This is a genomic window from Streptomyces sp. NPDC054883 (assembly GCF_053610645.1).
In genome coordinates this window covers 135,555-161,600 of the sequence record NZ_JBSGYT010000010.1, presented here as the reverse complement: position 1 = coordinate 161,600, position 26,046 = coordinate 135,555, and the positions used below count along the sequence as shown (strand labels likewise).

Annotated in this window: 22 protein-coding genes; 6 read left to right on the top strand and 16 right to left on the bottom strand. The window is 71.9% G+C overall.

Features of this window, described 5'->3' with window-relative positions; translation table 11 throughout:
* The first annotated feature begins 219 nt into the window (after nt 1-219).
* Complete coding sequence (gene pgl / locus ACWGH1_RS10855; protein WP_453408625.1) at nt 220-1,002, top strand: 6-phosphogluconolactonase; 783 nt, start codon at nt 220-222, stop codon at nt 1,000-1,002.
* A gap of 56 nt (nt 1,003-1,058) precedes the next feature.
* Here the strand turns inward: pgl and pgi are convergent, their stop codons facing one another.
* From pgi to ACWGH1_RS10790, 13 genes are all read right to left on the bottom strand, one after another.
* Nucleotides 1,059-2,717: a glucose-6-phosphate isomerase gene (pgi, locus tag ACWGH1_RS10850; protein ID WP_453408628.1), complete on the bottom strand. Its 1,659-nt coding sequence runs from the start codon at nt 2,715-2,717 to the stop codon at nt 1,059-1,061.
* A gap of 164 nt (nt 2,718-2,881) precedes the next feature.
* Nucleotides 2,882-3,217: an RNA polymerase-binding protein RbpA gene (locus ACWGH1_RS10845; protein ID WP_007263454.1), complete on the bottom strand. Its 336-nt coding sequence runs from the start codon at nt 3,215-3,217 to the stop codon at nt 2,882-2,884.
* Between the two features lie 181 nt (nt 3,218-3,398).
* Nucleotides 3,399-3,620, bottom strand: a complete 222-nt coding sequence (gene secG, locus ACWGH1_RS10840; protein WP_453355027.1) for a preprotein translocase subunit SecG — start codon at nt 3,618-3,620, stop codon at nt 3,399-3,401.
* A gap of 152 nt (nt 3,621-3,772) precedes the next feature.
* Nucleotides 3,773-4,549, bottom strand: coding sequence for a triose-phosphate isomerase (gene tpiA, locus ACWGH1_RS10835; protein ID WP_453408624.1), 777 nt, complete (start codon nt 4,547-4,549; stop codon nt 3,773-3,775).
* A gap of 6 nt (nt 4,550-4,555) precedes the next feature.
* Entirely contained in the window at nt 4,556-5,767 is a 1,212-nt protein-coding gene (locus ACWGH1_RS10830; protein WP_453355024.1) for a phosphoglycerate kinase, read from the bottom strand.
* Nucleotides 5,768-5,906: 139 nt separating this feature from the next.
* A complete protein-coding gene (gap, locus tag ACWGH1_RS10825) occupies nt 5,907-6,914 on the bottom strand; it encodes a type I glyceraldehyde-3-phosphate dehydrogenase (protein WP_453355025.1) in 1,008 nt (335 codons plus the stop codon).
* A 232-nt stretch (nt 6,915-7,146) separates the two neighbouring features.
* Nucleotides 7,147-10,107, bottom strand: a complete 2,961-nt coding sequence (locus ACWGH1_RS10820) for a M14 family zinc carboxypeptidase (protein WP_453408623.1) — start codon at nt 10,105-10,107, stop codon at nt 7,147-7,149.
* 178 nt (nt 10,108-10,285) lie between these two features.
* The gene (whiA, locus tag ACWGH1_RS10815) at nt 10,286-11,281 is read right to left on the bottom strand and encodes a DNA-binding protein WhiA (protein ID WP_030237199.1); all 996 of its coding nucleotides are present in this window, start codon (nt 11,279-11,281) and stop codon (nt 10,286-10,288) included.
* Entirely contained in the window at nt 11,272-12,336 is a 1,065-nt protein-coding gene (locus ACWGH1_RS10810; RefSeq protein ID WP_453355673.1) for a gluconeogenesis factor YvcK family protein, read from the bottom strand. Before ACWGH1_RS10810 ends, whiA begins: the two co-directional genes overlap by 10 nt.
* Entirely contained in the window at nt 12,333-13,322 is a 990-nt protein-coding gene (gene rapZ / locus ACWGH1_RS10805) for an RNase adapter RapZ (protein WP_453355672.1), read from the bottom strand. Before rapZ ends, ACWGH1_RS10810 begins: the two co-directional genes overlap by 4 nt.
* Complete coding sequence (gene uvrC / locus ACWGH1_RS10800) at nt 13,319-15,328, bottom strand: excinuclease ABC subunit UvrC (protein ID WP_453355671.1); 2,010 nt, start codon at nt 15,326-15,328, stop codon at nt 13,319-13,321. Before uvrC ends, rapZ begins: the two co-directional genes overlap by 4 nt.
* Before the next feature lie 830 nt (nt 15,329-16,158).
* Nucleotides 16,159-16,932 (bottom strand): hypothetical protein, encoded by a 774-nt coding sequence (locus ACWGH1_RS10795; RefSeq protein WP_453356025.1) that lies wholly within the window; start codon nt 16,930-16,932, stop codon nt 16,159-16,161.
* A gap of 4 nt (nt 16,933-16,936) precedes the next feature.
* Entirely contained in the window at nt 16,937-17,527 is a 591-nt protein-coding gene (locus tag ACWGH1_RS10790; protein ID WP_453356026.1) for a papain-like cysteine protease family protein, read from the bottom strand.
* Between the two features lie 228 nt (nt 17,528-17,755).
* Between ACWGH1_RS10790 and ACWGH1_RS10785 the strand changes: the two genes are divergently transcribed.
* On the top strand, nt 17,756-18,694 hold the full coding sequence (locus ACWGH1_RS10785; RefSeq protein ID WP_453356027.1) for a hypothetical protein: 939 nt from the start codon (nt 17,756-17,758) through the stop codon (nt 18,692-18,694).
* 22 nt (nt 18,695-18,716) lie between these two features.
* Here ACWGH1_RS10785 and ACWGH1_RS10780 read toward each other — a convergent pair whose 3' ends face one another.
* Complete coding sequence (locus tag ACWGH1_RS10780) at nt 18,717-19,148, bottom strand: Rieske (2Fe-2S) protein (protein WP_453356028.1); 432 nt, start codon at nt 19,146-19,148, stop codon at nt 18,717-18,719.
* 81 nt (nt 19,149-19,229) lie between these two features.
* Here ACWGH1_RS10780 and ACWGH1_RS10775 point away from each other — a divergent pair, with 81 nt between their 5' ends.
* Nucleotides 19,230-20,105 (top strand): carbohydrate kinase family protein, encoded by an 876-nt coding sequence (locus ACWGH1_RS10775; RefSeq protein ID WP_453356031.1) that lies wholly within the window; start codon nt 19,230-19,232, stop codon nt 20,103-20,105.
* Here ACWGH1_RS10775 and ACWGH1_RS10770 read toward each other — a convergent pair.
* Nucleotides 20,095-20,700 (bottom strand): TetR/AcrR family transcriptional regulator, encoded by a 606-nt coding sequence (locus ACWGH1_RS10770; RefSeq protein ID WP_453356029.1) that lies wholly within the window; start codon nt 20,698-20,700, stop codon nt 20,095-20,097. The genes ACWGH1_RS10775 and ACWGH1_RS10770 overlap by 11 nt on opposite strands.
* Before the next feature lie 69 nt (nt 20,701-20,769).
* Between ACWGH1_RS10770 and ACWGH1_RS10765 the strand changes: the two genes are divergently transcribed.
* On the top strand, nt 20,770-21,420 hold the full coding sequence (locus ACWGH1_RS10765; RefSeq protein ID WP_453408622.1) for an NAD(P)-dependent oxidoreductase: 651 nt from the start codon (nt 20,770-20,772) through the stop codon (nt 21,418-21,420).
* 88 nt (nt 21,421-21,508) lie between these two features.
* Here ACWGH1_RS10765 and uvrA read toward each other — a convergent pair whose 3' ends face one another.
* Nucleotides 21,509-24,484 (bottom strand): excinuclease ABC subunit UvrA, encoded by a 2,976-nt coding sequence (gene uvrA, locus ACWGH1_RS10760; RefSeq protein ID WP_453356149.1) that lies wholly within the window; start codon nt 24,482-24,484, stop codon nt 21,509-21,511.
* Between the two features lie 187 nt (nt 24,485-24,671).
* On the opposite strand from uvrA, the gene ACWGH1_RS10755 reads away from it, so the two are divergent.
* Nucleotides 24,672-25,364 (top strand): maleylpyruvate isomerase family mycothiol-dependent enzyme, encoded by a 693-nt coding sequence (locus ACWGH1_RS10755; protein WP_453408621.1) that lies wholly within the window; start codon nt 24,672-24,674, stop codon nt 25,362-25,364.
* Nucleotides 25,365-25,373: 9 nt separating this feature from the next.
* A complete protein-coding gene (locus tag ACWGH1_RS10750) occupies nt 25,374-26,030 on the top strand; it encodes an MBL fold metallo-hydrolase (RefSeq protein WP_453356151.1) in 657 nt (218 codons plus the stop codon).
* Nucleotides 26,031-26,046 lie beyond the last annotated feature (16 nt).

Here is a 26,046-nt window from a genome sequence, read left to right as displayed (position 1 = left end):
GGTGCGCAGCCAGTCGACGCCGGACCCGATCGCGTAGAGCGGGCTGCCGTTCGTGGGCAGGTGCCCGCCGGCCGGGTGGGGGGCGGGGGGCTCGGGGCCGGCGGCGGCGGGGGGCGCGTGGGGGGGGGGGCCCGCCGGCGGCCGCTCCCTTTCCGTCCGGCGCCGGGTACGTCCGGCACGTACGCCAGGCACGAGCAAGAAGGCGGCACACACATGGGTATGACGACTCCCCAGGTCGTCGTCCACCGGGACAAGGAGCTGATGGCGCAGGCCACCGCGGCCCGGCTCATCACGAAGGTCGTGGACGCGCAGGCGGCCCGCGGCAGCGCCTCGGTGGTGCTGACCGGAGGCCGCAACGGCAACGGGCTGCTCGCGGCGCTCGCCGCGGCCCCGGCCCGGGACGCGATCGACTGGTCCCGGCTGGACCTGTGGTGGGGCGACGAGCGCTACGTCCCCGCCGACGACCCCGAGCGCAATCACGTCCAGGCCCGCGAGGCGCTCCTGGACTCCGTCCCCGTCGACCCGGCGCGCGTCCACGTGATGCCGGCCTCGGACGGCCCGTACGGGGCGGACGTGGACGCGGCGGCGGCGGCCTACGCCGAGGAGCTCCGAAAGGCCGCGGGGCCCGAGGACCACGGGCCGGTCCCCCGCTTCGACGTGCTGATGCTGGGCGTGGGCCCGGACACGCACGTGGCGTCCCTCTTCCCCGAGCACCCGGCGGCGCGCGAGGCCGACCGTACGGTGGTCGGGGTGCACGGGGCGCCCAAGCCGCCGCCGACCCGGGTCTCGCTGACCCTCCCGGCGATCCGCGCGGCGCGCGAGGTCTGGCTGCTGGCGGCGGGCGAGGACAAGGCGGGCGCGGTGGCCCTCGCGCTCGGCGGCGCCGGCGAGGCGCAGGCCCCGGCCGCGGCGGCGTACGGGCGCAGCCGCACCCTGTGGCTGCTGGACCGCGCGGCGGCGGCGAAGCTGCCTCCGGCGCTCTACCCGCCGGCCTCGGCCTGACAAACGGCCCCGGACGCGGGGTGCGGGGGCCCGGCGCCCCCGCACCCGCTTCCGGATCAGGCCCGGCCGCGCAGCTCGCGGTAGGTGGACACCAGCGCCCGGGTGGACGGGTCGAGGCCCTCCATGTGGGAGCCGTCGACCAGGGCCGGCTCGACCTGCTTGGCCAGCACCTTCCCCAGTTCCACACCCCACTGGTCGAAGGAGTCGATGTTCCACACCGCGCCCTGTACGAACACCTTGTGCTCGTACAGGGCGATCAGCTGGCCGAGTACCGCCGGCGTCAGCTCGTTCGCCAGGATCGTCGTCGTCGGGTGGTTGCCCCGGAACGTCCTGTGCGGGACCAGCGCTTCGGCAACGCCCTCCGCCCGCACCTCCTCCGCCGTCTTGCCGAAGGCCAGCGCCTGGGTCTGCGCGAAGAAGTTCGCCATCAGCAGGTCGTGCTGGGCCGCCGGCTCCGGCTCCAGTTCCGCCACCGGGCGGGCGAAGCCGATGAAGTCGGCCGGGATCATCCGGGTGCCCTGGTGGATCAACTGGTAGTACGCGTGCTGTCCGTTGGTGCCCGGCGTGCCCCAGACCACCGGACCGGTGTCCCAGTCCACCGGCTCGCCGTCCCGGTCCACGGACTTGCCGTTGGACTCCATGTCCAACTGCTGCAAGTACGCCGTGAACCGCGAGAGGTAGTGGCTGTAGGGCAGCACCGCGTGCGACTGCGCGTCGAAGAAGCCCACGTACCAGACGCCCAGCAGGCCCATCAGCAGGGGCGCGTTCCGCTCCGGCGGGGCCGTACGGAAGTGCTGGTCCATGGCGTGGAAACCGCCCAGCATCTCCCGGAAGGCGTCCGGGCCGATCGCGATCATCAGCGAGAGGCCGATGGCCGAGTCGAAGGAGTAGCGGCCGCCGACCCAGTCCCAGAACTCGAACATGTTGTCCGGGTCGATGCCGAACTCCTGGACCTTCTCGGCGTTGGTCGACAGCGCCACGAAGTGCCGTGCCACCGCGGCGTCTTCGGCGCCCAGTCCGGCCAGCAGCCAGCTGCGCGCAGAGGTGGCGTTGGTGATGGTCTCGATCGTCGTGAACGTCTTGGAGGCGATGATGAACAGCGTCTCGGCGGGATCCAGTTCCCGTACCGCCTCGTGCAGGTCGGCGCCGTCCACGTTGGACACGAACCGCAGGGTCAGCCCGCGGTCGCTGAAGGCGCGCAGCGCCTCGTAGGCCATGGCCGGACCGAGGTCGGAGCCGCCGATGCCGATGTTGACGACGTTCTTGATGCGCTTGCCGGTGAACCCGGTCCACTCCCCCGACCTGACCTGCTCCGAGAAGGCGGCCATCTTGTCGAGGACGGCGTGCACGGCGGGCACGACGTTCTCGCCGTCCACCTCGACCACCGCGTCCCGGGGCGCGCGCAGGGCGGTGTGCAGGACCGCCCGGTCCTCCGTCGTGTTGATCTTCTCGCCGCGGAACATCGCGTCGCGCAGCTCGGCCACGCCGGTCGCCGACGCCAGTTCGCGCAGCAGCGTGAGCGTCTCGTCGGTGACGAGGTGCTTCGAATAGTCGATGTACAGGTCCCCGACCCGCAGCGTGTAGCCGGTGCCCCGGCCCGGATTCGTCTCGAACAGCTCCCGCAGATGCGTCTGCCCCAGCGCTTCCCGGTGCTTTCCGAGTGCCAGCCACTCGGGCGTCCGGTTGAGCCTCGTCCTACGGCTGTCTGCGTTCATCTCGGACATCAACCCACTTCTTCCGTCCTGTTGTGCCCCGCCACGCCCCAACCTAAGGGATCCGAAGGGGGACAACGCGCACAAAGGGGCCCGGCCCGCGGGATTGTCTCTCCCACGGGCCGGGCCCCAAGTCGCTTTCGAGTGCGACCGGCGAGGGCCGACTCTCAGATCTCGCCCCGGAGTTTGGCGAGCGCCTCGGCGAGGATCGCCTCGCCGTCGGCGTCGGTGCGCCGTTCCCGCACGTACGCCAGGTGCGTCTTGTACGGTTCGGTGCGCGGCGGCGCCGGCGGGTTGTCCCGGTCCTGGCCTGCCGGGAACCCGCAGCGCGGGCAGTCCCAGGTGTCCGGCACCTGCGCGTCGCTGGCGAAGCTCGGCTGCGTCTCGTGCCCGTTCGAGCACCAGAAGGAGATGCGCAGGCGGGGCGCGGATTCGCCGCGCTCGGCCTCGCCCATCGGCCCCGCTCCGACCCGACTTCCACGGATCGCGTTGCCACTTGCCACGGTCGTAACTCCCTGCCTGATGGTGCCGCGGAGCGTGAGGGGTATTCCGCTGCGGGCGCCCAAGTCTACGTAAGGCCGGGCGGCCGTCCAGCAACTGGAGGGGGCGCCCCCGCAGAAGCCCATGATAGGCCGGAGGGGGCGGGCCGGACCGGCACAATGGCCGGAACGGTCGGCTTCCGGATTACTTCCGCAGCAGGCCCAGCGCGACGATGCAGGCGAACCAGAGCAGACCGACCACGACGGTGATGCGGTCCAGGTTGCGCTCGGCGACCGAGGAGCCGCCGACCGACGACTGCATGCCGCCGCCGAACATGTCGGAAAGGCCACCGCCCTTGCCCTTGTGCATCAGCACGAGCAGCATCAGCAGGGCGCTGAAGACGATCAGGGCGATCGAGAACCCCAAAATCACGGCTGATTCCTACTTTCTGGCTTTTCTGGCTTTCCGGCTCTGCTGGGACGTGCGCGGGGGCCAGTGGCTGGTGGTGCAGCCCCCTGGCCCCCGCAAGGGTACGACGGATCCGTCCCGCCGCATACTCGCGGCGGGACGGCCGGGCTCTACTGGTCCCGGAACCTGACGATCTTGACGAACTCGTCCACGTCCAGCGCCGCGCCGCCGATCAGGGCGCCGTCGACGTCGGGCTGGGCCATGATCGCGGCGATGTTGCCGGCCTTGACGGATCCGCCGTACTGGATGCGGACCTTGTCGGCCAGCTCCTGCGAGTACAGCTCGGCCAGGCGGCCGCGGATCGCCCCGCAGACCTCCTGGGCGTCCTCGGGGGTGGCGACCTCGCCGGTCCCGATGGCCCAGACGGGCTCGTACGCGATCACGATGGACTCGACCTGCTCGGCCGGTACGTCCTTGAGGCCGCCGTCGACCTGGGCGAGCGTGTGCTCGACCTGGCGGCCGGCCTTGCGGACGTCCAGACCCTCGCCGACGCACAGGATCGGGGTGATCCCGTGCCGGTAGGCGGCCTTGACCTTGGCGTTGCAGAGCTCGTCGCTCTCGCCGTGGTACTGGCGGCGCTCGCTGTGGCCCACGGCCACGAAGGTGCAGGACAGCTTGGCCAGCATCGGGCCGGAGACCTCACCGGTGTAGGCACCGGAGTCGTGCGCCGAGATGTCCTGGGCGCCGTACTTGATCTTCAGCTTGTCGCTGTCGACCAGGGTCTGGACGGACCGCAGGTCGACGAAGGGCGGCAGGACCGCCACCTCGACGGCGTCGAAGTCCTTGTCGGCGAGCGCGAAGGCGAGCTTCTGGACATGCGCGATGGCCTCGAGGTGGTTGAGGTTCATCTTCCAGTTGCCCGCCATGAGCGGGGTGCGCGTGGTCATTGAGGGTCAGACCTCCAGTGCGGCGAGGCCGGGGAGCGCCTTGCCCTCGAGGTATTCGAGGGAGGCGCCGCCACCGGTCGAGATGTGGCCGAAAGCGTTCTCGTCGAAGCCGAGCGTGCGCACGGCGGCGGCGGAGTCGCCACCGCCGACGACGGTGAACGCGTCGCTGTCGACGAGGGCCTGCGCGATCGCGCGGGTGCCTCCGGCGTAGTCGGGGTGCTCGAAGACGCCCACGGGACCGTTCCAGAAGACGGTCTCCGCGTCGGCGATCTTCGACGCGTACAGCTCACGGGTCTTGGGACCGATGTCCAGACCCTCCTTGTCGGCGGGGATCTTGTCCGCGTCGACGGTGATGTAGTCGGCCGGGGTCTTGCCCTTGAGGTCGGGGAAGTCCGTCGAGGCGAGGATGTCGACCGGCAGGACCAGCTCGACGCCGTTCTTCTCGGCGCGGGCCATGTACTCCTTGACGACGTCCACCTGGTCCTTCTGGAGCAGGGAGATGCCGACCTCGTAGCCCTTGGCGTGGAGGAAGGTGTACGCCATGCCGCCGCCGATGAGGATGCGGTCGGCCTTGCCGAGCAGCTGGTCGATGACGGCGAGCTTGTCGGACACCTTGGCGCCGCCCAGTACGACCACGTACGGGCGCTTGACCTCGGCGGTCAGCTTCTTGAGGACGCCGACCTCGGTGGCGATGAGGTAGCCGGCCGCGTGGGGCAGGCGCGCCGGGAGGTCGAAGACCGAGGCGTGCTTGCGGTGGACGGCGCCGAAGCCGTCGCCGACGTAGAGGTCGGCGAGCTCGGCGAGCCGGTCCGCGAAGGCGCCGCGCTCGGCGTCGTCCGCCGAGGTCTCGCCCGCGTTGAAGCGCAGGTTCTCGATGACGGCGACCTGGCCGTCGGCGAGGGCCGCGACGGTCTCCTTCGCGGAGGATCCGACGGTGTCGGTGGCGAACGCGACGTCGGTGCCGAGCAGCTCACCGAGCCGCTTGGCCGCGGGGGCCAGCGAGAAGGCCGGGTCCGGGGCGCCCTTGGGGCGGCCCAGGTGCGAGGCGACGATCACGCGGGCGCCGGCTTCGGCGAGCTTCGCGATGGTCGGCTGGACGGCACGGATGCGTCCGTCGTCGGTGATCTCGGTGCCGGCGAGCGGCACGTTGAGGTCCGCGCGGACGAACACCCGCTTGCCGGAGACGCCCTCGGCGAGAAGTTCGTCGATCGTCTTCATGTGTTTCTACTCCTTATCCCCACGTGGGGTTTCCGTCCCGACCTGGGTGAGAGGGTACGAGACAAGCCACAGGGCCCGTGCGGCGCCTCGTTGCGCCACCCGGACCCTGTGCCTCACATCGTGCTGCCTGCCGTGACGATCAGAGCTGACCGCCGACGAAGACGGTCAGGTCGACGAGGCGGTTGGAGTAGCCCCACTCGTTGTCGTACCAGCCGATGACCTTGACCTGCGTACCTTCCTGAACCATCGTCAGGGACGCGTCGAAGGTGCAGGACGCGGGCCAGTTCACGATGTCGGACGAGACGATCGCGTCCTCGGTGTAGTCGAGGATGCCCTTGAGCTGACCCTCGGCGGCCTTCTGGAACGCCGCGTTGATCTCTTCCTTGGTGGTCTCGCGGGAGAGCTCCAGGACGAGGTCGGTGACCGAGCCGGTCGGGACCGGGACGCGCATGGCCATGCCGTCCAGCTTGCCCTTGAGCTGCGGGAGGACCAGCGCGGTGGCCTTGGCGGCACCGGTCGACGTCGGGATGATGTTCTCGGCGGCGGCGCGGGCGCGGCGCAGGTCCGAGTGCGGGAAGTCGAGGATGCGCTGGTCGTTGGTGTAAGCGTGGACCGTCGTCATCATGCCCTTGACGATGCCGAAGTTCTCGTCGAGGACCTTGGCCATCGGCGCCACGCAGTTGGTGGTGCAGGAGGCGTTGGAGATGACGTGGTGGTTGGCCGCGTCGTACTTGTCCTGGTTGACGCCCATCACGATCGTGATGTCCTCGTCCTTGGCCGGAGCCGAGATGAGGACCTTCTTCGCGCCGGCCGCGATGTGCTTGGCGGCGTCGGCCTTCTTTGTGAAGATGCCGGTCGACTCGATGACGATGTCGGCGCCCAGCTCGCCCCAGGGCAGGTTGGCGGGGTCGCGCTCGGCGAACGTCTTGAAGGTGTTGCCGTTGACGGTGATGGTGTCGTCGGTGTGCGAGACCTCGGCCTTGAGGCGGCCGAGGATCGTGTCGTACTTGAGCAGGTGCACCAGAGTGGCGTTGTCAGTCAGGTCGTTGACACCGACGATCTCGATGTCCGCTCCCTGCTCAAGGAGCGCCCGGAAGTAGTTGCGGCCAATGCGGCCAAAACCATTGATGCCTACGCGGATCGTCACGAACCGATCTCCTCGTTGGTGCGCCGGTAAAAGTCCCCCGGCGAGCTGTATGGGATGTCCCCGACCGCTTACGACCCTACCTCTCCGTGAGCTTCCGAGTGACATCGGCCGACGGCTGACACTCCCCTGCTTCCCAGGAATGACACCGTGAGGCCCCGTACCGGACGTACCGGTACGGGACCTCTGGGACCTTGTCCCCGTTACCCGGAGTGAGGGCCGGTTAAGCCTCGGATCAGTGATTCAGCGAACGGATCGCCTTACCGACGAGTACGGCTCGGTCCGCCGCAGCCGGTACGTGCTCCAGGCCGAAGCCGAGGAGGACGGTGTTACGCGTAGTGACCGCCGCATAGGACTTGAAGAGCTCTCCGGACCTGTACCAGTCCCCCGGGATGACGGGGCTTCCGGCAGGTGCGCCCTGGGCGGCCCAGGCCCCCAGCGAGGTCTCGAAGCCCTCGACGGCCTGGTCCGCCCCGCCGACCGCGAGCCGGGCCTCGTCCGCGAAGACGCCCCGGCCGCCCGCCCCGCCGTCGGTGATGTACGACAGCGAGAGCTCGACGGACTTGCCGGCGTAGCCGCTCAGGTCGAAGGAGACCTGCTTCCAGCCGTCCGAGGAGCCGGTGAAACTGTTCCAGGCCCCGCTGCTGCCGTGCGGCGTGCAGCCGCCGGCGGTCAGGTCGAGGTAGTGGCGCAGGAAGGGGTGCCCGTTGACGAAGAACCCTGCCTCGCACTCGGCGGGGACGGCCGTGCTGCTTTGGCCGCCGGCCTCGGACAGCGTGGTCCAGTCTTCCGCCCCGGTGGTGTGCGCCTCCAGGACGGCGTGGTCGTACCCCGGCTCGGTGTTCCAGTTGAGGGCCATCTTGAGCTGCGGCTTGTCCGCGGCCGAGACCTTGGTGAGGTCGATGGTGCGGGTCAGCCGCTTCCACTCGTTGTCCTCGTGGGTGGCCGAGGCCATCCCGCTGCCCGCGTAGGGGGCGTACGGGTTCACGACCCCGGCGTACTCGCCCGCCTGCGCGCTCTTGAACTGCGGGAACTGCGCCGGTGGCAGGGTCTCCGAGGTCACCGAGTAGGAACCGGGGGCGTCCAGGGGGTTGTCCGCCGCGTTCCCGAGGCCGCCCCTGGCGCCGGCGAGGGCCCCGGCTCCGGTGAAGGCGGTGGGCCCGCTGACCCCGGCCCGGCCGTAGGCGCCGAGGTAGTACTGGCTGAAGTCGTCGGTGGCGGCGCGGCCGACCTGGGCGTCGCCGCCCGCCAGCTCACCGGCCTCGATCAGCTTGCCGCCCTCGTTGAGGAAGTCGCGCAGCGCGAGCTGGGTGTCGCCGCCGGGAGCCTTGGCGCCGGTGTAGTGGACGGCGGTGCGGAAGTGGGACAGCACCCCGAGGTGGTGCGGCACGCCCTGGGCGGCGACGTCCCAGACGGCGGCCTTCTTGCCGTTGGCGCGCAGGGCGTCGACGTACTCCTGGGCGTGGGTGGCCTTGGCGCCTTCCTCGGCGATCACGAGGACGTCGGCGTCGCGGGGCCGCTCGGCCACCGTGTAGGTGAAGTGCTCGCTGGCGAGTTCCCTGCCGCGGTCGCGGCCGGTGAACCAGACCTCGACCCGGTCGCCCGGCTCGGCGCCGTCCACCTTGGCCCGGTACTCGTCGAACCAGTTGTTGTCGTCGCCGCCGTAGACCTCGCCGCCCTTCCAGGCCTTCAGCCCGTCGTCGTGCGTACGGCCGCCGTTGATGCGGAACTTGAGCTGCTTGTCCCGGAGCGCCTTGCGGGCGGTGACGGCGACGGTCTGGTCCTCGCCGCGCTGGACGTAGGAGGTGGTGAAGGGGTCCGAGGTGAAGTCGGCGGCGCTCAGGCCGACGGAGGACACCGGCCGGTCCGGGTGCGCGGCGCTCTCGGCGACCGACAGCGCGAAGGGGACGTTCTTGGCGAACTCGGCCTGGATGAGCTTCTCGTCGTCCGGGAAGTTGAAGACGGACGGGCAGTCCTCGGGCTTCCAGCGGTCACCGGGGTCGACGGCGGAGGCCGTCTGGCAGGTGCTCATCTCGGGTGTGAACATCATGACGCCGTTGACGTTGGCCGCGTGGCCGTCGGCCTCGCCGTTGGTGGTGTAGAGCTCGGAGGACACCTGCGGGTAGTAGCCGGGGACGGCCGAGTGGCCGGGGGTGCCGGCGAGCGCCTTGTAGGCCACGTCGTCGGGGGTGGGGGTGGCGACCTGCCAGCCCACTCCGTAGAGCAGCAGCTCGGCGGCCGAGTGGTAGTTGATCGCGTACCTGAAGCCGACGCGCTTCTCGAACGCGTCGAGGGCGACCGTCTCGGGTTCGGAGTTCGCCTTCGGGCCGCGGTAGGTCTCGCTCGACGGGCTCTCGGAGGAGCCCTCGTCGTCGTAGCCCCACCGGTAGGCGAAGTTCCGGTTGGGGTCGACCCCGTCGACGGCGGTGATCTTGCCGTCGCCGTCGTTGTCGCGCAGGTTCTTGCGCCACAGCCGCCGACCGTCCGGGGCGTGCGTGTAGTCGTAGCCGTCCGGGTTGGCGGAGAGCAGGAACCACAGCTCGGTGGAGTCCACCAGCTTGGTGACGCGCTGGTCCTTGCCGTAGGTGTCCAGCGTCTGGTGCATCAGCCGCCGGGTCATCTCGGGGGTGATCCACTCGCGGGCGTGCTGGTTGGACATGTAGAGCACCGACGGCTTGGCGCCGTCCTTGGTCTTCTTGGCGTCCTTGGTGACCTTCAGGGCGAGGATGTCCTTGCCCCGGCCGGTCTTGCCGATGGAGACGACCTTGGTGAGCGACGGGTTGTCCCGGGCGGTCTTGAGGATCTCCTCCTGGAGGCCGCCCTTGCCGCTGTAGGGACGGAAGACGCCGCCACCGGGGGTTTGCGCCCGGGCGGACGGGGCGGTCTTCCGTTCGGCGAGCCGGACGCCTTGCGCGGCCAGTTTCCCGGCCTGGCCCTCGGTGAGGAACAGTTCGACCTTCGCCGTCCCGGTCTCCGGCGGGTGCTCGGCCAGCTCGTGGGCGTCCTGGCCGGCGGCGAGGACGAGCGGGACCTGCTCCTTGGTGATGTCGGCGTCGTAGACCCGGACCTCGTCGGAGGCCGGTCCGGGCCCGCTGTCCGCCGCGGGCCGGGCGTGTGCCGCTACGGGTGCTGCGGCGAGTGTGGTTCCGATGACGAGTGCGCTTGCGGCGAGGATCGATCTCGCGCGGTGCCTCATGTGCCCCCCTGGGCGTCGTCTGCCACGAAAGCGTTGGCAGCCAGGCTCACGACACCCCATGCCCATGTCAATGGGGCATACGGCGAAGGACCCGCACGATCACTCGTACGGGTCCCTGTCGCCTGCTCCGTGAGGAGGCCGGCGCTGCTCCGCGGCGCGTCCGGCCGGCGGAGGGAAATCAGCCGGCCATGTTGTCGGCCAGTTCCTCGCTGAGGTCGAGGTTCGACTCGGTGCCCGGGATGCCCAGGTCCTGCGCCCGCTTGTCGGCCATCGCCAGCAGCCGGCGGATCCGGCCCGCGACCGCGTCCTTGGTCAGCGGCGGGTCGGCGAGCGCGCCCAGCTCCTCCAGGGAGGCCTGCTTGTGCTCCATGCGCAGCCGGCCGGCCGCGGCGAGGTGCTCGGGGACCTCCTCGCCCAGGATCTCCAGGGCGCGCTGCACCCGGGCGCCGGCGGCCACCGCGGCCCGCGCCGACCGGCGCAGGTTGGCGTCGTCGAAGTTGGCGAGGCGGTTGGCCGTGGCCCGTACCTCGCGCCGCATCCGGCGCTCCTCCCAGGCCAGCACCGACTCGTGCGCACCCAGCCGGGTCAGCAGCGCGCCGATCGCGTCTCCGTCGCGGACCACGACCCGGTCCACCCCGCGCACCTCGCGCGCCTTGGCGGCGATCGAGAGCCTGCGGGCGGCGCCCACCAGGGCCAGGGCGGCCTCCGGACCCGGGCAGGTGACCTCCAGGGAGGAGGACCGGCCCGGCTCGGTGAGCGAGCCGTGGGCCAGGAAGGCGCCGCGCCAGGCCGCCTCGGCGTCACAGGTGGCCCCGGACACGACCTGCGGGGGCAGCCCTCGGATGGGCCGGCCGCGGCCGTCCACGAGGCCGGTCTGGCGGGCCAGCTGGTCCCCGCCGGCCACGACGCGGACGACGAACCGGCTGCCGCGGCGCAGCCCGCCCGGGGCCATCACCACGAGGTCCGAGGAGTGCCCGAAGATCTCCAGGATGTCCTTGCGCAGGCGCCGGGCGGCGATGCCGGTGTCCAGCTCCGCCTCGATGACGATGCGGCCGCTCACCAGGTGCAGCCCGCCCGCGAACCGAAGGATCGCCGAGACCTCCGCCTTCCTGCAGCAGGTCCGGGTGACCGGGAGGCGGGAGATCTCATCCTTCACCGCGGGCGTCATCGCCATGGGCCGATCCTTCCATGCATCCGAAAAATACGGTCGTACGCGGCGGCCAGCAGCTCCGGATCGTGCTTCGGAGCCCCGTCCGGCCTGGCCACGGGCGCCAGCTCGACCGCGGCGCCGAACCGTTTTGCGGCATCGGCCAGGGACTCGCGATCGGGCACGGCGGCCTCGTCGGCCAGCACCACGTCCAGGGCGAGTTTAGGGGCGTGTCGGGCCAAAACCTCCAAATGACGCTGCGGAGAGAAGCCCTCTGTTTCACCGGGCTGCGGCGCGAGGTTCAGCGAGAGCACCCTGCGGGCCTTCGTCGCGATGAGCGCGTCGAGCAGTTCCGGCACCAGCAGGTGCGGGATCACCGAGGAGAACCAGGATCCGGGGCCGAGCACCACCCAGTCGGCGTCGAGCACCGCCGCGACGGCCTCCGGCACGGCCGGCGGATCGCGGGGGACGACTTGCACGGACAGCACCTCGCCGGGCGTCAGGGCAACCGTGGCCTGCCCCCGTACGGTGTCCACGTCCTCCGGGCGCGCCGGGTCGTGGCCCTTGACCAGCGCCTGGAGCTCGAGCGGGACCGCCGACATCGGCAGCACCCGGCCCTGCGCGCCGAGCAGCTTGCCGACCAGGTCGAGCGCCTGCACGGGGTCGCCGAGTTGCTCCCACAGGGCGACGATCAGCAGGTTGCCGACCGCGTGCTCGTGCAGGGCGCCCGCGGACTGGAAGCGGTGCTGGATGACGCGGGACCAGGTCTGGCCCCACTCGTCGTCGCCGCACAGCGCGGCGAGCGCCTTGCGCAGGTCCCCGGGGGGCAGTACGCCGAGCTCCTCGCGGAGCCGGCCGCTGGAGCCGCCGTCGTCGGCGACGGTGACGACGGCGGTGAGCTCGCCGGTGATCCGGCGCAGCGCGGCGAGGGAGGCCGACAGGCCCATGCCCCCGCCGAGGGCGACGACCTTGGGCGCGACCACCTTGGCGGCTGCGCGGCGTCCGGTGCGGCCCGCGCCGTCCTCGCCCCGGCCGGGGGCGAGCCGGCGCAGACGGCGCAGGCGCAGGGAGCGTCCGGTCACTCGCGCCCCATGTCCCGGTGGACGACGACGGTCTCTACTCCCTCTGAGGCGAGGCGGGCCGCGAGCTTCTCGGACATGGCCACGCTGCGGTGCTTGCCGCCCGTACAGCCGACCGCGATGGTCACGTACCGCTTGCCCTCACGGCGGTAGCCGGTGGCGATGAGCTGGAGCAGCTCGGTGTACCGGTCGAGGAACTCCTTGGCGCCCGGCTGGCTGAAGACGTACCCCGACACCTCCGCGTTGAGCCCGGTGAAGGGGCGCAGCTCCGGGACCCAGTGCGGGTTGGGGATGAAACGGCAGTCGACGACGAGGTCGGCGTCGACGGGGAGGCCGTACTTGTAGCCGAAGGACATGACGGTGGCCCGCAGCTCGGGCTCCTCGTCGCCCGCGAACTGGGCGTCCATCTTGGCGCGCAGCTCGTGCACGTTCAGGCTGGAGGTGTCGATGACCAGGTCGGCGTCACCGCGCAGCTCGCGGAGCAGGTCGCGCTCGGCGGCGATGCCGTCGACGATGCGCCCGTCGCCCTGGAGCGGGTGCGGGCGGCGGACCGACTCGAAGCGGCGGACCAGCGCGTCGTCGGAGGACTCCAGGAAGACGATGCGGCGGGTGACCCCGCGGGCCTCCAGGTCGGCGAGGGACTCGCGCAGGGCGTCGAAGAACTGGCGGCCGCGGACGTCGACGACGACGGCGATGCGCGCCACGTTGCCCTGCGAGCGGGCGCCGAGCTCCACCATGGTGGGGATCAGCGCCGGCGGGAGGTTGTCCACGACGAACCAGCCGAGGTCCTCCAGACACTTGGCCGCGGTGCTGCGGCCGGCCCCGGACATCCCGGAGATGATCACCAGCTCGGGGATGACCGCCTCGGCGTTGTCGCCGGGCTCCACTGTCGTGCCCGTACTCACCTGTGCTCCGTCTCGGTCGTGCTCGGTCTCGGTCTCGGTCTCGGTCTGGTCCACTGCGTGCTCGTTCGCTGGGCGCTCGGTCATGGCGTTGTCCCCCGTTCGGACGCTCCCGCCGGTGCGGGAGTCTCATCCTCAATGATCTCTCCTGTCGCCATGTTGACGGCAGGACGGGCGGGGACGGCCCGGGCGAGCGCGGCGGCCACGGTCTCGGCCGTCTTGCGGCCTATGCCCGGAACCTCGCAGATCTGGTCGATTGTCGCCGCTCTCAGCTTCTTCACCGAACCGAAGTGCTTGATCAGGGCCTGCTTGCGGCTCTCGCCGAGGCCCGGCACCTCGTCCAGCGGGCCCGCCTTGAACCGCTTGCCGCGCTTGTTGCGCTGGTACTGGATGGCGAAGCGGTGGGCTTCGTCACGTACCCGCTGGAGCAGGTAGAGGCCCTCGCTGGTGCGGGGCAGCACCACCGGGTCGTCCTCGCCCGGCAGCCACACCTCCTCCAGCCGCTTCGCGAGGCCGCACACGGCCACGTCGTCGATGCCCAGCTCCTCCAAGGCCCGCTTGGCGGCCGTGACCTGCGGACGGCCGCCGTCGACCACGACGAGCTGCGGCGGGTACGCGAAACGCTTGGGCCGCCCGTCGTCCTCGGGCACCCCGTCCGCCTCCGCGTCCTCGGGGGACCACTCGCCGGTCTTCAGCTTCTCCTGGAGGTAGCGCCGGAAGCGCCGGGAGACCACCTCGTGCATGGACCGGACGTCGTCCTGCCCCTCGAACGTCTTGATCTGGAAGCGCCGGTACTCGCTCTTGCGGGCCAGCCCGTCCTCGAAGACGACCATCGAGGCCACCACGTCGTCGCCCTGGAGGTGCGAGATGTCGAAGCACTCGATGCGCAGCGGCGCGCCGTCCAGCTCCAGTGCCTCGGCGATCTCCTCCAGGGCCCGGGAGCGGGTGGTGAGGTCGGCGGCCCGCTTGGTCTTGTGCAGGGCGAGGGACTGCTGCGCGTTGCGGTGGACGGTCTCCATGAGGGCCTTTTTGTCACCGCGCTGCGGGATGCGCAGGCTGACCTGGGCGCCGCGCCGCTCGGCGAGCCACTGGCTCAGTACGGGGGTGTCCTCGGGCAGGGCGGGGACCAGCACCTCCTTGGGGACGGCCTCGCCCTTCTCCTCCCCGTACAGCTGCTGGAGCGCGTGCTCGACGAGCCCGGCGGTGTCGACGGCCTCCACCTTGTCGGTGACCCATCCGCGCTGGCCGCGGACCCGGCCGCCGCGTACGTGGAAGATCTGCACGGCGGCTTCGAGCTCGTCCTCGGCGACGGCGATGAGGTCGGCGTCGGTGGCGTCGGCGAGCACGACGGCGTTCTTCTCCATGGCCCGGCGCAGTGCGCCTATGTCGTCGCGCAGCCGGGCGGCCTTCTCGTACTCCATGTCCTCGGCGGCCTCGTGCATCTGCGCTTCGAGCCGGGAGAGGTACGTGCCGGTGCGGCCGGCCATGAAGTCGCAGAAGTCCTCGGCGAGTTCGCGGTGCTCCTGCGGGGTGACGCGGCCGACGCAGGGCGCGGAGCACTTGCCGATGTAGCCGAGCAGGCAGGGGCGGCCGATCTGCGCGGAGCGCTTGAACACGCCCGCGGAGCAGGTCCGTACCGGGAACACCCGGAGCATCAGGTCGACGGTCTCGCGGATCGCCCAGGCGTGGCCGTAGGGGCCGAAGTAGCGCACGCCCTTCTTCTTGGGGCCGCGCATGACCTGGACCCGGGGGTACTCCTCGTTCATGGTGACGGCGAGGGAGGGGTAGCTCTTGTCGTCCCGGTACTTGACGTTGAACCGGGGGTCGAACTCCTTGATCCACGAATATTCGAGCTGGAGCGCCTCGACCTCGGTGGAGACGACGGTCCATTCGACGGCGGCGGCGGTCGTCACCATGGTGGCGGTACGGGGGTGCAGGTTCGCGACGTCCTGGAAGTAGCTGGCCAGGCGCTGGCGCAGGCTCTTGGCCTTCCCGACGTAGATCACCCGGCGGTGCTCGTCGCGGAACTTGTAGACGCCCGGGGAGTCGGGGATCTGCCCCGGCTGGGGGCGGTAGCTGGAAGGGTCGGCCATGCCAACCACCCTACTGTCGCCCACGGACAACCCACCCACACGCCCCGGCCCGCCGGCCGCCTTCCGGTCGCGGTGGCGGCCCCGCTTGCCCGCCCTTGGCAGGGGTGCGACGGACACCGCACGTCCCCCGCCCGCGGCGCCCCGGTCAGCCGACCACCGTGCCGGGACGCGGGCGTCGCCCGGATAGCGCCGCCTGCCTGTGCGGACGGGCGGCCGCCGCGGGGCCTCGGGGCACCGGGACACGGACCGGCCCCGGACCGCCGCAACCGCCGACGGGCGGGTCGGCCCCTAGCCGCGGCCGACCCGGCCGCGCGGCGGGTGGCGACCCCGTAGGCCCCCACCGCCCCGGGGCCTACAGGCCTGGGGGCGTCCGCCGGGCGACCGGGTGGGGTCTGCCGTCCGGGCGGTACGGCAGCCCGGCCGTCGGCCGTGCCCGCAGAGTCCGGCGGCGCAGCGGCACCCCCGCCCAGCGGTGCAAACCGCACGGCCCGACGGCGGCGGGCCGTGACCCGCCGCCGTACAGCGGCGGCCGGGCGCCCCGACGGGGACCTGCCGTCGCGGGAAGGCCGGCCGCTCCGGCAGGGCGGGGGCTGCCGGCGACGACACCGGGCGGGGTCCGCCGCCCTGGCTCGGCGGCAGGCCCCCGCCGGTTACGCCCCGCAGCATCCGGCGGCGGCGCAGCGGCACCCCCGCCCAACGGGACAAACCGGACGGCCCGACGGCGGCGGCCGGGCGCCCCGACGGGGGGAAGGCCGGCTGCCCCGGCGGGGTGGGGCCCGCCAGGGCAGGTGGGGGGCTGCCGGCCTGGCGGGGCGGCAGGCCCACCGTGGTTACGCCCGCAGGGTGCGGCGGCGGCGCAGCAGCAGTGCCCCCGCTCCGCCGAGCGCCAGCGCCCAGGCGGCGCCGGCCGAGGCACCGGTGGAACCACCGGCGGAGCCGTCCGCGTACCCCCCGGCCCGGCCGGCCTTCGCGTACGCCGATCCCGGCAGCTTGTCCCCGTACGCCCGCGCGACCCGCGTCCGGTACGCGGCCAGGGTCGTGCCCCCGGCGCCCACCGCCCGCTCCGCGTCCTCGTCCAGCGGCAGCACCCGCGCGCCCTGGGCCACGTACCACGCGTCGATCTGCGGCTCCCGGAACACCGTCCCGCCCGGCAGTTTCTCCGCGCCGAGCCGCGCGTAGCGGAACTCGTCGTCACCGGTGGCGATGTTCACCACCTGCCACCCGGCCTCCGTCCGCGCCGTCCACAGCGCGGCCCGCTGTCCGTCCGAGGAGACCGCCTGGCTGGCGAGGAACTCCAGCCGGGCGACCGGCGCCCCGGTCTTGCCCGCAACGAAGTCCGGCGAGAGGTAGTTCACCGGGATCGCCTCGCCCTCCACCCGCGGCTGCGCGGCGCTGACGGCGACCTTGCCCTCCCGCGCGAAGAACCGGGACAGGGTGGCCAGTGTTCCGGGTGCGGCCGCCGCCTGCCCCGCGGCCGCCTTGACCTCGGCGGTCGCGGACTGCGGCTGGGGTACGGGGGCCGCCTGCGCCGGCGGGGCCGCCGCCAGGCAGGCGGCGGTGGCGAGGACCGCGACGGCGGCGGTACGGAGCTGGTGGGCGTTCACGCGGTCACGCTCCGATCCGGTAGAGCGAGTGGGTCCAGGAGAAGGTGCTGTTGTCGACGTACCAGGCGTGGGAGGCCCAGTTGTAACGGTCGTTGGAGGGCCACGGGTCGCCCCAGTACACCCAGCTGTCGGCCGTGTCGTACCCGTACAGGACGTGCATGTGCCCGCCCCCGTTGGACCACTGGATACGGGTCTCCACCGGCCGGTTGGCGTTGATCTCGTTCTGGACGGTCGAGTACTGGAGCCAGCCGGTCACGTAGGAGCCGGAGTTGATGCCCGCCCAGCGCAGGGCGGTCTGGACGTTGCCCAAGGTGGCCTGGTTGTTGGGGCACTCGGTGCCCTGCTGGCGGTTGAAGGCGGCGTTGCAGAACTGGTTCTGGCTGTAGTTGCGGCCGAACCAGGTGGCGATGGTGTTGCCGGAGGCGGCCCAGCACCAGTTCGTCTTCTGCTGCGCCTGCATCGTGATGTTCAGCCGGTTGTAGGAGAGGGCGGACTGCGGGCCGGCATCGGCGGCGGTGGCGGTGCCGGCGGGCAGGGCGAACAGCAGGGCGGTGAGGAAGGCGGCCAGGGAAAGCCGCCGGTGGGGGTTGCGCATCGCGTTCCTCCCGTGGGGGGAGTGGGGATGGAGGAGCGCGTCCGGACGCTGAGGAGGAGCATCAGGGTGTTGTCGCGACCAGGTCAACAGGCTTCAATGCACGGTGAGATCGCGGTGTGAACGGCGGGGCGCCGGTGTGAACGGCGACCGTCCCGTCACCTGGACCCCAGAGGTCACCGCCGCGGCCCCCGCCCCGCCACACGTGAACGTTCACAGGAAGGAGCGCGCGTGCGACCGCCCGCCGACAGCGACCCCGACCTGCCGCGACTGCTGCGCGCCGGCCCCTTCCACCTCGCGCTGCGCGCCGCGCTCACCGCCCGCGGCCTGCCCCTGCACCGGGTGCAGCACCGGCTGGCGGCCCAGGGCATCAAGGTCGGCGTGACCAGCCTCAGCTACTGGCAGCAGGGAGCCCGGCGCCCACAGCGCCCCGAATCGCTGAAAGCCGTACGGGCCCTGGAGCCGATCCTGGAGCTGCCCGAGGGAACGTTGCTCCGGCTGCTGTCCGGCCCCGCGGCCGCCCGGCCGGCCACGAACCGCCCACCGGCCCGCCCGTACCGGGCGCTGGTCAGCGCCGGCGCGGCGGTGGACGAGCTACTGGCAGGCCTGGAACTGCCCGCGGACGGCGGCCTCCACACGGTCGGCCACCACGAGCGGGTGCGCGTCGGCGCGGGCGGTGAGCTGCTGGACCGCGCCTCGCAGCACGTCGTACGGGCCCACCGCGACGGCATCGACCGCTACCTCGCCGTCCACCACGGCGACCCGGGCTGCGACCCGGAGCGGATCCGCGTCCGCGCGGGCGAGAACTGCCGGACCGGGCGCGTGCGGTGGCACCGCGAGGCCGGGGTGACGGTTGCCGAGCTGCTCTTCGACGCCCGCCTGCGGGCCGGCGACACGTACCTCTTCGGCTACGGCTTCGAGGACGGCACGGGCGGCCGCTGCACCGAGTACGTACGCGGGTTCAGCTACACCGGCGGCCAGTACGTGCTCCAGGTCCGCTTCGACGAGGCGGCCCTGCCGGTGCGCTGCCGGCGCTTCACCCGCAGCGGTCCGGCCGCGCCGCGCACCGCGCTGGCGGACCTGACCCCGAGCGGGCGGCACCGGGCCGTGCACCTGGTGGAGGAGTCGGTGCGGCGCGGCATCCTGGGCATCGCCTGGGACTGGGACTGAGCCGCCCTCCGCTCTTCCGGGCTCAGCCCGCGACGATCTTGCCGCCCTCCGCCTTGACCGGGACCGGCGTCAGCGGGTCGGCGGCCGGGCCGCGCAGCACCTTGCCGGTGGTCACGTCGAAGCGGCTGCCGTGGCAGGGGCAGCTGCCCTGCCCGTCGACGATCTTGTCCAGGATGCAGCCCGCGTGCGTGCACTGGGCGGTGAACGCCTTGTACTGGCCCGCCGCCGGGCAGCTGACGACGAGCTTCTGCTCCCGGTACAGCTTCGCGCCCCCGACCGGGACGTCCGCCACCGCGCCGAGCTCGACCGGCCCGCCCGGGGCCCCCGGGCTGCCCGCCGCACCGCCCGCCCCGGGTGAGCAGGCCGCGGCGGTCAGTCCGGCTCCGGCGGCCCCGGCGAGGGCGGCCGCGCCCTTGAGCACGGTACGGCGGGCGGCGGGCTGGGACGCGGACATGCGCTGCTCCTGGTGTCGTGGGGCCGGTGGCCGGCCGGGCCCACCCGACGATACCGCCGCCCGATGGGGTACTTTCCCCGCGTGATCGTCGTCGGTGGAGAAGCCCTGATCGACCTGGTGCCCCTCGCGGAGCCGGCCGGCGCCCTCGCGCCCCGGCCGGGCGGCGGGCCGTACAACACCGCGCTGGCGCTGGGGCGGCTCGGGGAGCGGGTCGCCTTCTGCTCCAGGGTTTCCACCGACGGTTTCGGCGAGAGCCTGCTGGCCGCCCTGCGGGCCGCCGGAGTGGACCTCTCGCTGGTCCAGCGCGGCCCCGAGCCGACCACGCTGGCCGTGCCCTCGCTGGCTCCGGACGGCTCGGCGGCGTACCGCTTCTACGTCGAGGGCACGGCCGACCGGCTGTTCGGCCTGCCGCCCGCGCTCCCTCCCGGCGTACGGGCGCTCGCGCTCGGGACCTGCTCCCTGGTGCTGGAGCCGGGCGCGAGCGCGTACGAGGCCCTGCTGCGCCGGGAGTCCGGGCGCGGGCTGCTGACCCTGCTGGATCCGAACATCCGCCCGGCGCTCATCGCGGACCCCGACGCGTACCGCAAGCGCTTCCTGCGCTGGCTCCCGTACGTCTCCGTGCTGAAGCTTTCGGAGGAGGACGCGGCCTGGCTCGGCGGCCGGATCCCCGACTGGCTGGCGGCCGGCCCCTCGGCGGTGGTGCTGACGCGCGGCGCCGCGGGGCTGACGGTACGGACGCGGGAGGGCTCGGAGCACACGGCGGCGGCCCGGCCGGTGACCGTCGCCGACACGATCGGCGCGGGCGACACCGTCAACGCGGCGCTGCTGCACCGGCTGGCGGGGCCCTCCGGGCCGGTGGACTGGCCCGACGTACTGGCGTACGCGGCCCGCGCGGCGGCGCTGACCTGCACCCGGGCCGGCGCGGAGCCCCCGTACGCGGCCGAGCTCAGCGGATAGCCGCCCAGAGCGTGCCGGCCACGGCGGAGGCGAACTCCTCGACCGGGCGCACCACTTCCTCGCCCGAGAAGTGCAGGAAGAAGGCCCGTTGGAAGCAGGCGCCGAGCAGCAGCGCGGCGGCGGCCTCCGGATCGGCGTCCGGGCGCAGCCGCCCGCGCTCGCGCTCCCGGCGCAGGTGCCCGGCCAGGGCGTCCCGGATGACGTGCGGGCCGGTGCCGATCTGCTGGACGCCCTCGCGGTGCCGGGTCAGCAGTGCGGGCTCGGCGAAGAGCGAGGCGGCCATGGGCATGGCGTCGGCGTAGAAGAGGGCCGCATGGCGGGCGATGGAGACGAGGCCCTCCTCGACCGGGCGCGCGTCGTGCTCCGCGCCGAGCTCGGCCATGAGCGGTCCGGCGTTGGGGGTGCGCTCCATGAGGACGCGGACGAAAAGCTCTTCTTTGTTGGCGTAGTGCTTGTAGAGCGCGGCCTCCGAGCAGCCCGCCTCGCGGGCTATGGCCTTGGTGGTGGTGTTGGCCAGGCCGACGGTGCGCATGAGCGTCTCCGCCGCGTCGAGCAGCCGCTCGGGGGTGGGACGGCTTGACTTCGAGGTGAGCATTCACTCACTCTAAGGGTGATCAGGGGTGAGTGAATACTCACCCACCTACGGGGAGGCGGGAGCTCAGACATGAAACTCACGGTGTTCGGAGCCACGGGCGGCGTCGGGACCGAGGTCGTCCGCCAAGCGCTCGATGCCGGTCACGAGGTGACGGCGGTGGTCCGCGACCCGGCCCGGCTGCCGGTGCCCGCCCACGAACGGCTCCGGGTGGCGGTGGTGCCCGATCTGACGGACGAGGAGGCACTGGTCCCCGTGCTCACGGGGCAGTCGGCGGTGATCTCGGCGCTGGGCTCTCCGAGCAACAAGCAGGCGCGGCTGGCGCCGGTCACCGGGCCCGCGCTGCGGGCCGTCGTGTCGGCCATGGACCGGGCCGGGGTGAGCCGCCTGGCGGCGGTCAGTGCGGCGCCCGTCGGACCGGACGTGCCGGAGGACGGGGTACTGGCCCGGAAGGTCTTCCTCCCCCTGCTGCGGCGGGCGCTGCGTGATCTGTACGCGGACCTCGCGGTGATGGAGGCGACGATCCGTTCGAGCGGCACGCAGTGGACGGTGATCCGCCCGCCGCGGCTGCTGAACCGGCCGGGTACGGGACGCTACCGCCGGGTGATCGGGGCCAATGTGCCGGGCGGCCGGGTCATCGCCCGCGCGGACGTCGCGGACGCCCTGCTGGCCTCCCTGACGGACCCGGCCACCGTCCGGCAACCGGTGGGCGTGGCGGCCTGAGCCCGGCGGGAGGCTCACGGCGGCCTCCGCGGAGCCCGGCGGAACCGGGGCTGGGCGGGGGGAACCGTCCCCCCGCCCAGTCCCGGCATCAGGCCTTGCGGACCCGGGCCGCCTTCTTCGGCGCGGCGGCGGTCTTGGCCGTGGCCGTGGCCTTGACCGCCGTCTTCTTCGCCGCGGCCCGCTTCCGGGCCGGCGCCGCGACCGGCGCCGCGTCCGAGATGCGGTCCGCTCCCAGGATGTCCCGCAGGAACTTGCCCGTGTGGCTGGCCCCGACCGAGGCGACCTGCTCCGGCGTCCCCTCGGCGACGACGAGGCCGCCCCCGTAACCACCCTCCGGCCCCATGTCCACGACCCAGTCCGCGGTCTTGATGACATCGAGGTTGTGCTCGATGACGATCACCGAGTTCCCCTTGTCGACCAGACCCGACAGCACCTTGATCAGCTTCGAGATGTCCTCGAAGTGGAGTCCGGTCGTCGGCTCGTCCAGCACGTACACCGTCCGCCCCGTCGACCGCTTCTGCAGCTCCGACGCCAGCTTCACGCGCTGCGCCTCGCCACCCGACAGCGTCGGCGCCGACTGGCCGAGCCGGACGTAGCCGAGGCCCACCTCGTTCAGCGTCCGCAGGTGCCGGGCGATCGTCGGCACCGCCTCGAAGAAGTCCAGCGCCTCCTCGATCGGCATGTTCAGGACCTCGGCGATGGACTTGCCCTTGTAGTGGACCTCCAGCGTCTCCCGGTTGTACCGGTCGCCGTGGCACACCTCGCACGGGACGTACACGTCCGGCAGGAAGTTCATCTCGATCTTGATCGTGCCGTCACCGGAGCAGTTCTCGCACCGGCCGCCCTTGACGTTGAAGGAGAAGCGGCCCGGCAGGTAGCCGCGCACCTTCGCCTCCATCGTCTCCGCGAACAGCTTGCGCACGTGGTCGAAGACACCGGTGTACGTCGCCGGGTTGGACCGCGGCGTCCGGCCGATCGGCGACTGGTCGACATGCACGACCTTGTCGACCAGGTCGTCGCCCTCCACCCGGGTGTGCCGGCCCGGCACCGACCGGGCGCCGTTCAGCTCGCGCGCCAGGTGCGTGTACAGGATGTCGTTGACCAGCGTCGACTTGCCGGAGCCGGACACCCCGGTCACGGCCGTGAGCACGCCCAGCGGGAAGGACACGTCGATGTCCCGCAGGTTGTTCTCCTTGGCGCCGTGGACGGTCAGCTTCCGCTCCCCGTTCACGGGACGGCGCACCTCCGGCAGCGGGATCGACCGCTTGCCCGACAGGTACTGCCCCGTCATCGACTCGCTGTTCTTCAAAAGGTCCTTGAGCGAGCCGCTGTGCACCACCTTGCCGCCGTGCTCGCCCGCGCCCGGACCGATGTCCACGACCCAGTCGGCCACCTTGATGGTGTCCTCGTCGTGCTCGACCACGATCAGGGTGTTGCCCATGTCGCGCAGCCGTACGAGGGTCTCGATCAGCCGGTGGTTGTCCCGCTGGTGCAGGCCGATGGAGGGCTCGTCCAGTACGTACAGCACGCCGACCAGACCGGAGCCGATCTGCGTGGCCAGCCGGATGCGCTGTGCCTCGCCGCCGGAGAGGGTACCGGCGGCGCGGTTGAGCGAGAGGTAGTCCAGGCCCACGTCCACGAGGAAGCGGAGCCGCTCGTTCACCTCCTTGAGGACCCGCTCGGCGATCTTCTTGTCGCGGGCGTCGAGCCGCAGCTGACCCAGGAAGTCGGCGCACTCGCTGATCGACATCGCGGCGACGTCGGCGATGGACTTCTCCATCACCGTCACCGCGAGCACGATCGGCTTGAGCCGGGTGCCCTCGCAGGTCGGGCAGGGCACCTCGCGCATGTAGCCCTCGAAGCGCTCGCGGCTCGCGTCGCTCTCGGACTCCGCGTGCCGCCGCTTGACGAACGGCACGGCGCCCTCGAAGGCGGTCGTGTACGCCCGCTCGCGCCCGTACCGGTTGCGGTAGCGGACCTCGATCTGGGTGCGGTGGCCGTACAGCAGCGCCTTCTTGGCGCGCTGCGGCAGCCCCGCCCACGGGATGTCCGTACGGAAGCCCAGCTCGCCCGCGAGCGCGCCGATCAGCCGCTGGAAGTAGTCCTTGGTGTGGCCGAGCGACCACGGGGAGACGGCCCCCTCGTCCAGCGACTTGTCCTCGTCCGGAACGATCAGGTCCGGGTCCACTTCCATGCGCGTGCCGATGCCCGTGCACTCGGGGCAGGCACCGAACGGCGAGTTGAAGGAGAAGGAGCGCGGCTCAAGCTCCTCGAAGGACAGGTCGTCGTACGGGCAGTAGAGGTGCTCGGAGAACATCCGCTCACGCTCGGGGTCGTCCTCGGCGAGGTCGACGAAGTCCAGGATCACCATGCCGCCGGACAGGCCGAGGGCCGTCTCCACGGAGTCCGTGAGGCGGCGCTTGGCCGAGTCCTTGACGGTGAGGCGGTCGATGACCACCTCGATGGTGTGCTTCTCCTGCTTCTTGAGCGCCGGCGGCTCGGAGAGCTGGATCGTCTGCCCGTCCACCCGGGCGCGGCTGTACCCCTTGGTCTGGAGGTCGGCGAAGAGGTCGACGAACTCCCCCTTGCGCTCGCGCACCAGCGGCGAGAGCACCTGGAAGCGACTGCCCTCGGGCAGCGCGAGCACCTTGTCGACGATCGCCTGCGGCGACTGGCGCGAGATCGGGCGGCGGCACTCGGGACAGTGCGGCTTGCCGATGCGGGCGAACAGCAGGCGCAGGTAGTCGTAGACCTCGGTGATCGTGCCCACGGTGGAGCGCGGGTTGCGCGAGGTGGACTTCTGGTCGATCGAGACGGCCGGGGAGAGGCCCTCGATGAAGTCGACGTCGGGCTTGTCCATCTGCCCGAGGAACTGGCGGGCGTACGACGAGAGCGACTCGACGTAGCGGCGCTGGCCCTCGGCGAAGATCGTGTCGAAGGCCAGGGAGGACTTGCCCGAACCGGAGAGTCCGGTGAAGACGATGAGGGAGTCGCGGGGCAGGTCGAGCGAGACGTTCTTCAGGTTGTGCTCGCGAGCGCCACGAACGATGAGACGGTCGGTCACGCCGGTCCGCACCTTTCTTGAGAGAGCGGGGGGCCACGGGCCCCCGTCCCAGGGTATGGGGGGCGCGTTTGCGGTGGAGTGGTGCTTGACTTCCGAGCGTATAGCACGTGCATTCGATTTACGGCACGCGCAAGATGGCTTCACCCGATCGTGTGGCCGACGCCCCGCGGCCACTAGGCTCGGGCCCATGACTGATCATGTGCACGACCTGCGATCTGTACGTGAAGCCACGGACCGGCTGCTGACCGCAGTCGCGAAACTGGACAACGCCGCCCTTGCCGAGGAGTCACACCTGCCCGGCTGGACCCGCGGCCACGTCCTCGCCCACCTCGCCCGCAACGCCGACGCCCTCGCGAACGTCTTCGAGGGCCGGCCGATGTACGCGAGCGGCGAGGCACGGGACGCGGACATCGAGCGCGATTCCGGCCGGCCTCTGATGGAACAGCTGGAGGACGTGCGTAATTCCGCGGACCGCTTCCGGGCCGTCGCGGACACCGCCCAGGACTGGTCGCGGACCGTCGAGCTGCGCAACGGCGTGACCGACCTCGCCTCCAACGTGCCGTTCCGCCGGCTCGTGGAGGTGGAGCTGCACCACGTGGACCTGAACATCGGCTACGGCCTGGCCGACCTGCCCGAGGAGTTCGCCCGCCGCGAGATCGCCTTCCTCGCCGACCGCTGGGCCGGGCACCCGCAGGTACCGCCGGTCACCCTCCGCACGGACCACGACGACAGCGTCTGGCACACCGGCGCGGCCGCGGGTGACTCCGTGACCCTGACCGGGCCGCTGAGCGAGCTCCTGGGCTGGCTGGCGGGCCGCGAGTCCAAGGGCGCCCGCCTGGCCGTCGACGGCGGGTCCCTGCCCGCCCTTCCCCCGCTCTAGGATCGGGACATGACGTACAGCGGAGCGGTCAAGGTCGGCGGTCCTGCCGACGTGCACGAACTCGCGGACCTGATGATTTCCAAGGTCGCGGTGGGCGGCATGAACAACAACGCCTACTTGCTGCGCTGCCGGGCCACCGGCGAGCAGCTGCTGATCGACGCGGCCGCCGAGGCGGACACGCTGCTGAACCTGATCGGTGACGACGGCATCGCCTCGGTCGTCACCACCCACCGGCACGGCGACCACTGGGGCGCCCTCGCGGCCGTCGTGGAGGCCACCGGGGCGCGCACGTACGCGGGCGCCCTGGACGCGGAGGGCATCCCCGTCGCCACGGACGTCCCGGTCGGGGACGGGGACACGATCACGGTCGGACGGGTCTCGCTGACCGCCCGCCACCTGGTCGGCCACACGCCCGGCTCGATCGCGCTCGTCTACGACGACCCGCACGGTCACCCGCACGTGTTCACCGGCGACTGCCTCTTCCCGGGCGGCGTGGGCAACACCCACGACGACCCGAAGGCCTTCGCGAACCTGCTCGACGACGTGGAGCACAAGATCTTCGAGCAACTGCCGGACGAGACGTGGGTCTACCCGGGACACGGCAACGACACCACCCTCGGCGCCGAGCGGCCGCACCTGGCCGAGTGGCGCGAGCGCGGCTGGTAGTACCGGCGGCGCCGGT

Excerpts from the sequence above, each read along its gene's own strand:
- ACWGH1_RS10830 (WP_453355024.1), bottom strand. The coding sequence starts at position 5,767 with ATGAAGACGATCGACGAACTTCTCGCCGAGGGCGTCTCCGGCAAGCGG.
- ACWGH1_RS10820 (WP_453408623.1), bottom strand. The coding sequence starts at position 10,107 with ATGAGGCACCGCGCGAGATCGATCCTCGCCGCAAGCGCACTCGTCATC.
- ACWGH1_RS10765 (WP_453408622.1), top strand. The coding sequence starts at position 20,770 with ATGAAACTCACGGTGTTCGGAGCCACGGGCGGCGTCGGGACCGAGGTC.
- ACWGH1_RS10750 (WP_453356151.1), top strand. The coding sequence starts at position 25,374 with ATGACGTACAGCGGAGCGGTCAAGGTCGGCGGTCCTGCCGACGTGCAC.
- ACWGH1_RS10770 (WP_453356029.1), bottom strand. The coding sequence starts at position 20,700 with ATGCTCACCTCGAAGTCAAGCCGTCCCACCCCCGAGCGGCTGCTCGAC.
- ACWGH1_RS10790 (WP_453356026.1), bottom strand. The coding sequence starts at position 17,527 with ATGCGCAACCCCCACCGGCGGCTTTCCCTGGCCGCCTTCCTCACCGCC.
- ACWGH1_RS10755 (WP_453408621.1), top strand. The coding sequence starts at position 24,672 with ATGACTGATCATGTGCACGACCTGCGATCTGTACGTGAAGCCACGGAC.
- pgi (WP_453408628.1), bottom strand. The coding sequence starts at position 2,717 with ATGAACGCAGACAGCCGTAGGACGAGGCTCAACCGGACGCCCGAGTGG.
- whiA (WP_030237199.1), bottom strand. The coding sequence starts at position 11,281 with ATGGCGATGACGCCCGCGGTGAAGGATGAGATCTCCCGCCTCCCGGTC.
- ACWGH1_RS10780 (WP_453356028.1), bottom strand. The coding sequence starts at position 19,148 with ATGTCCGCGTCCCAGCCCGCCGCCCGCCGTACCGTGCTCAAGGGCGCG.
- rapZ (WP_453355672.1), bottom strand. The coding sequence starts at position 13,322 with ATGACCGAGCGCCCAGCGAACGAGCACGCAGTGGACCAGACCGAGACC.
- tpiA (WP_453408624.1), bottom strand. The coding sequence starts at position 4,549 with ATGACCACGCGCACCCCGCTCATGGCGGGCAACTGGAAGATGAACCTC.
- uvrC (WP_453355671.1), bottom strand. The coding sequence starts at position 15,328 with ATGGCCGACCCTTCCAGCTACCGCCCCCAGCCGGGGCAGATCCCCGAC.
- pgl (WP_453408625.1), top strand. The coding sequence starts at position 220 with ATGACGACTCCCCAGGTCGTCGTCCACCGGGACAAGGAGCTGATGGCG.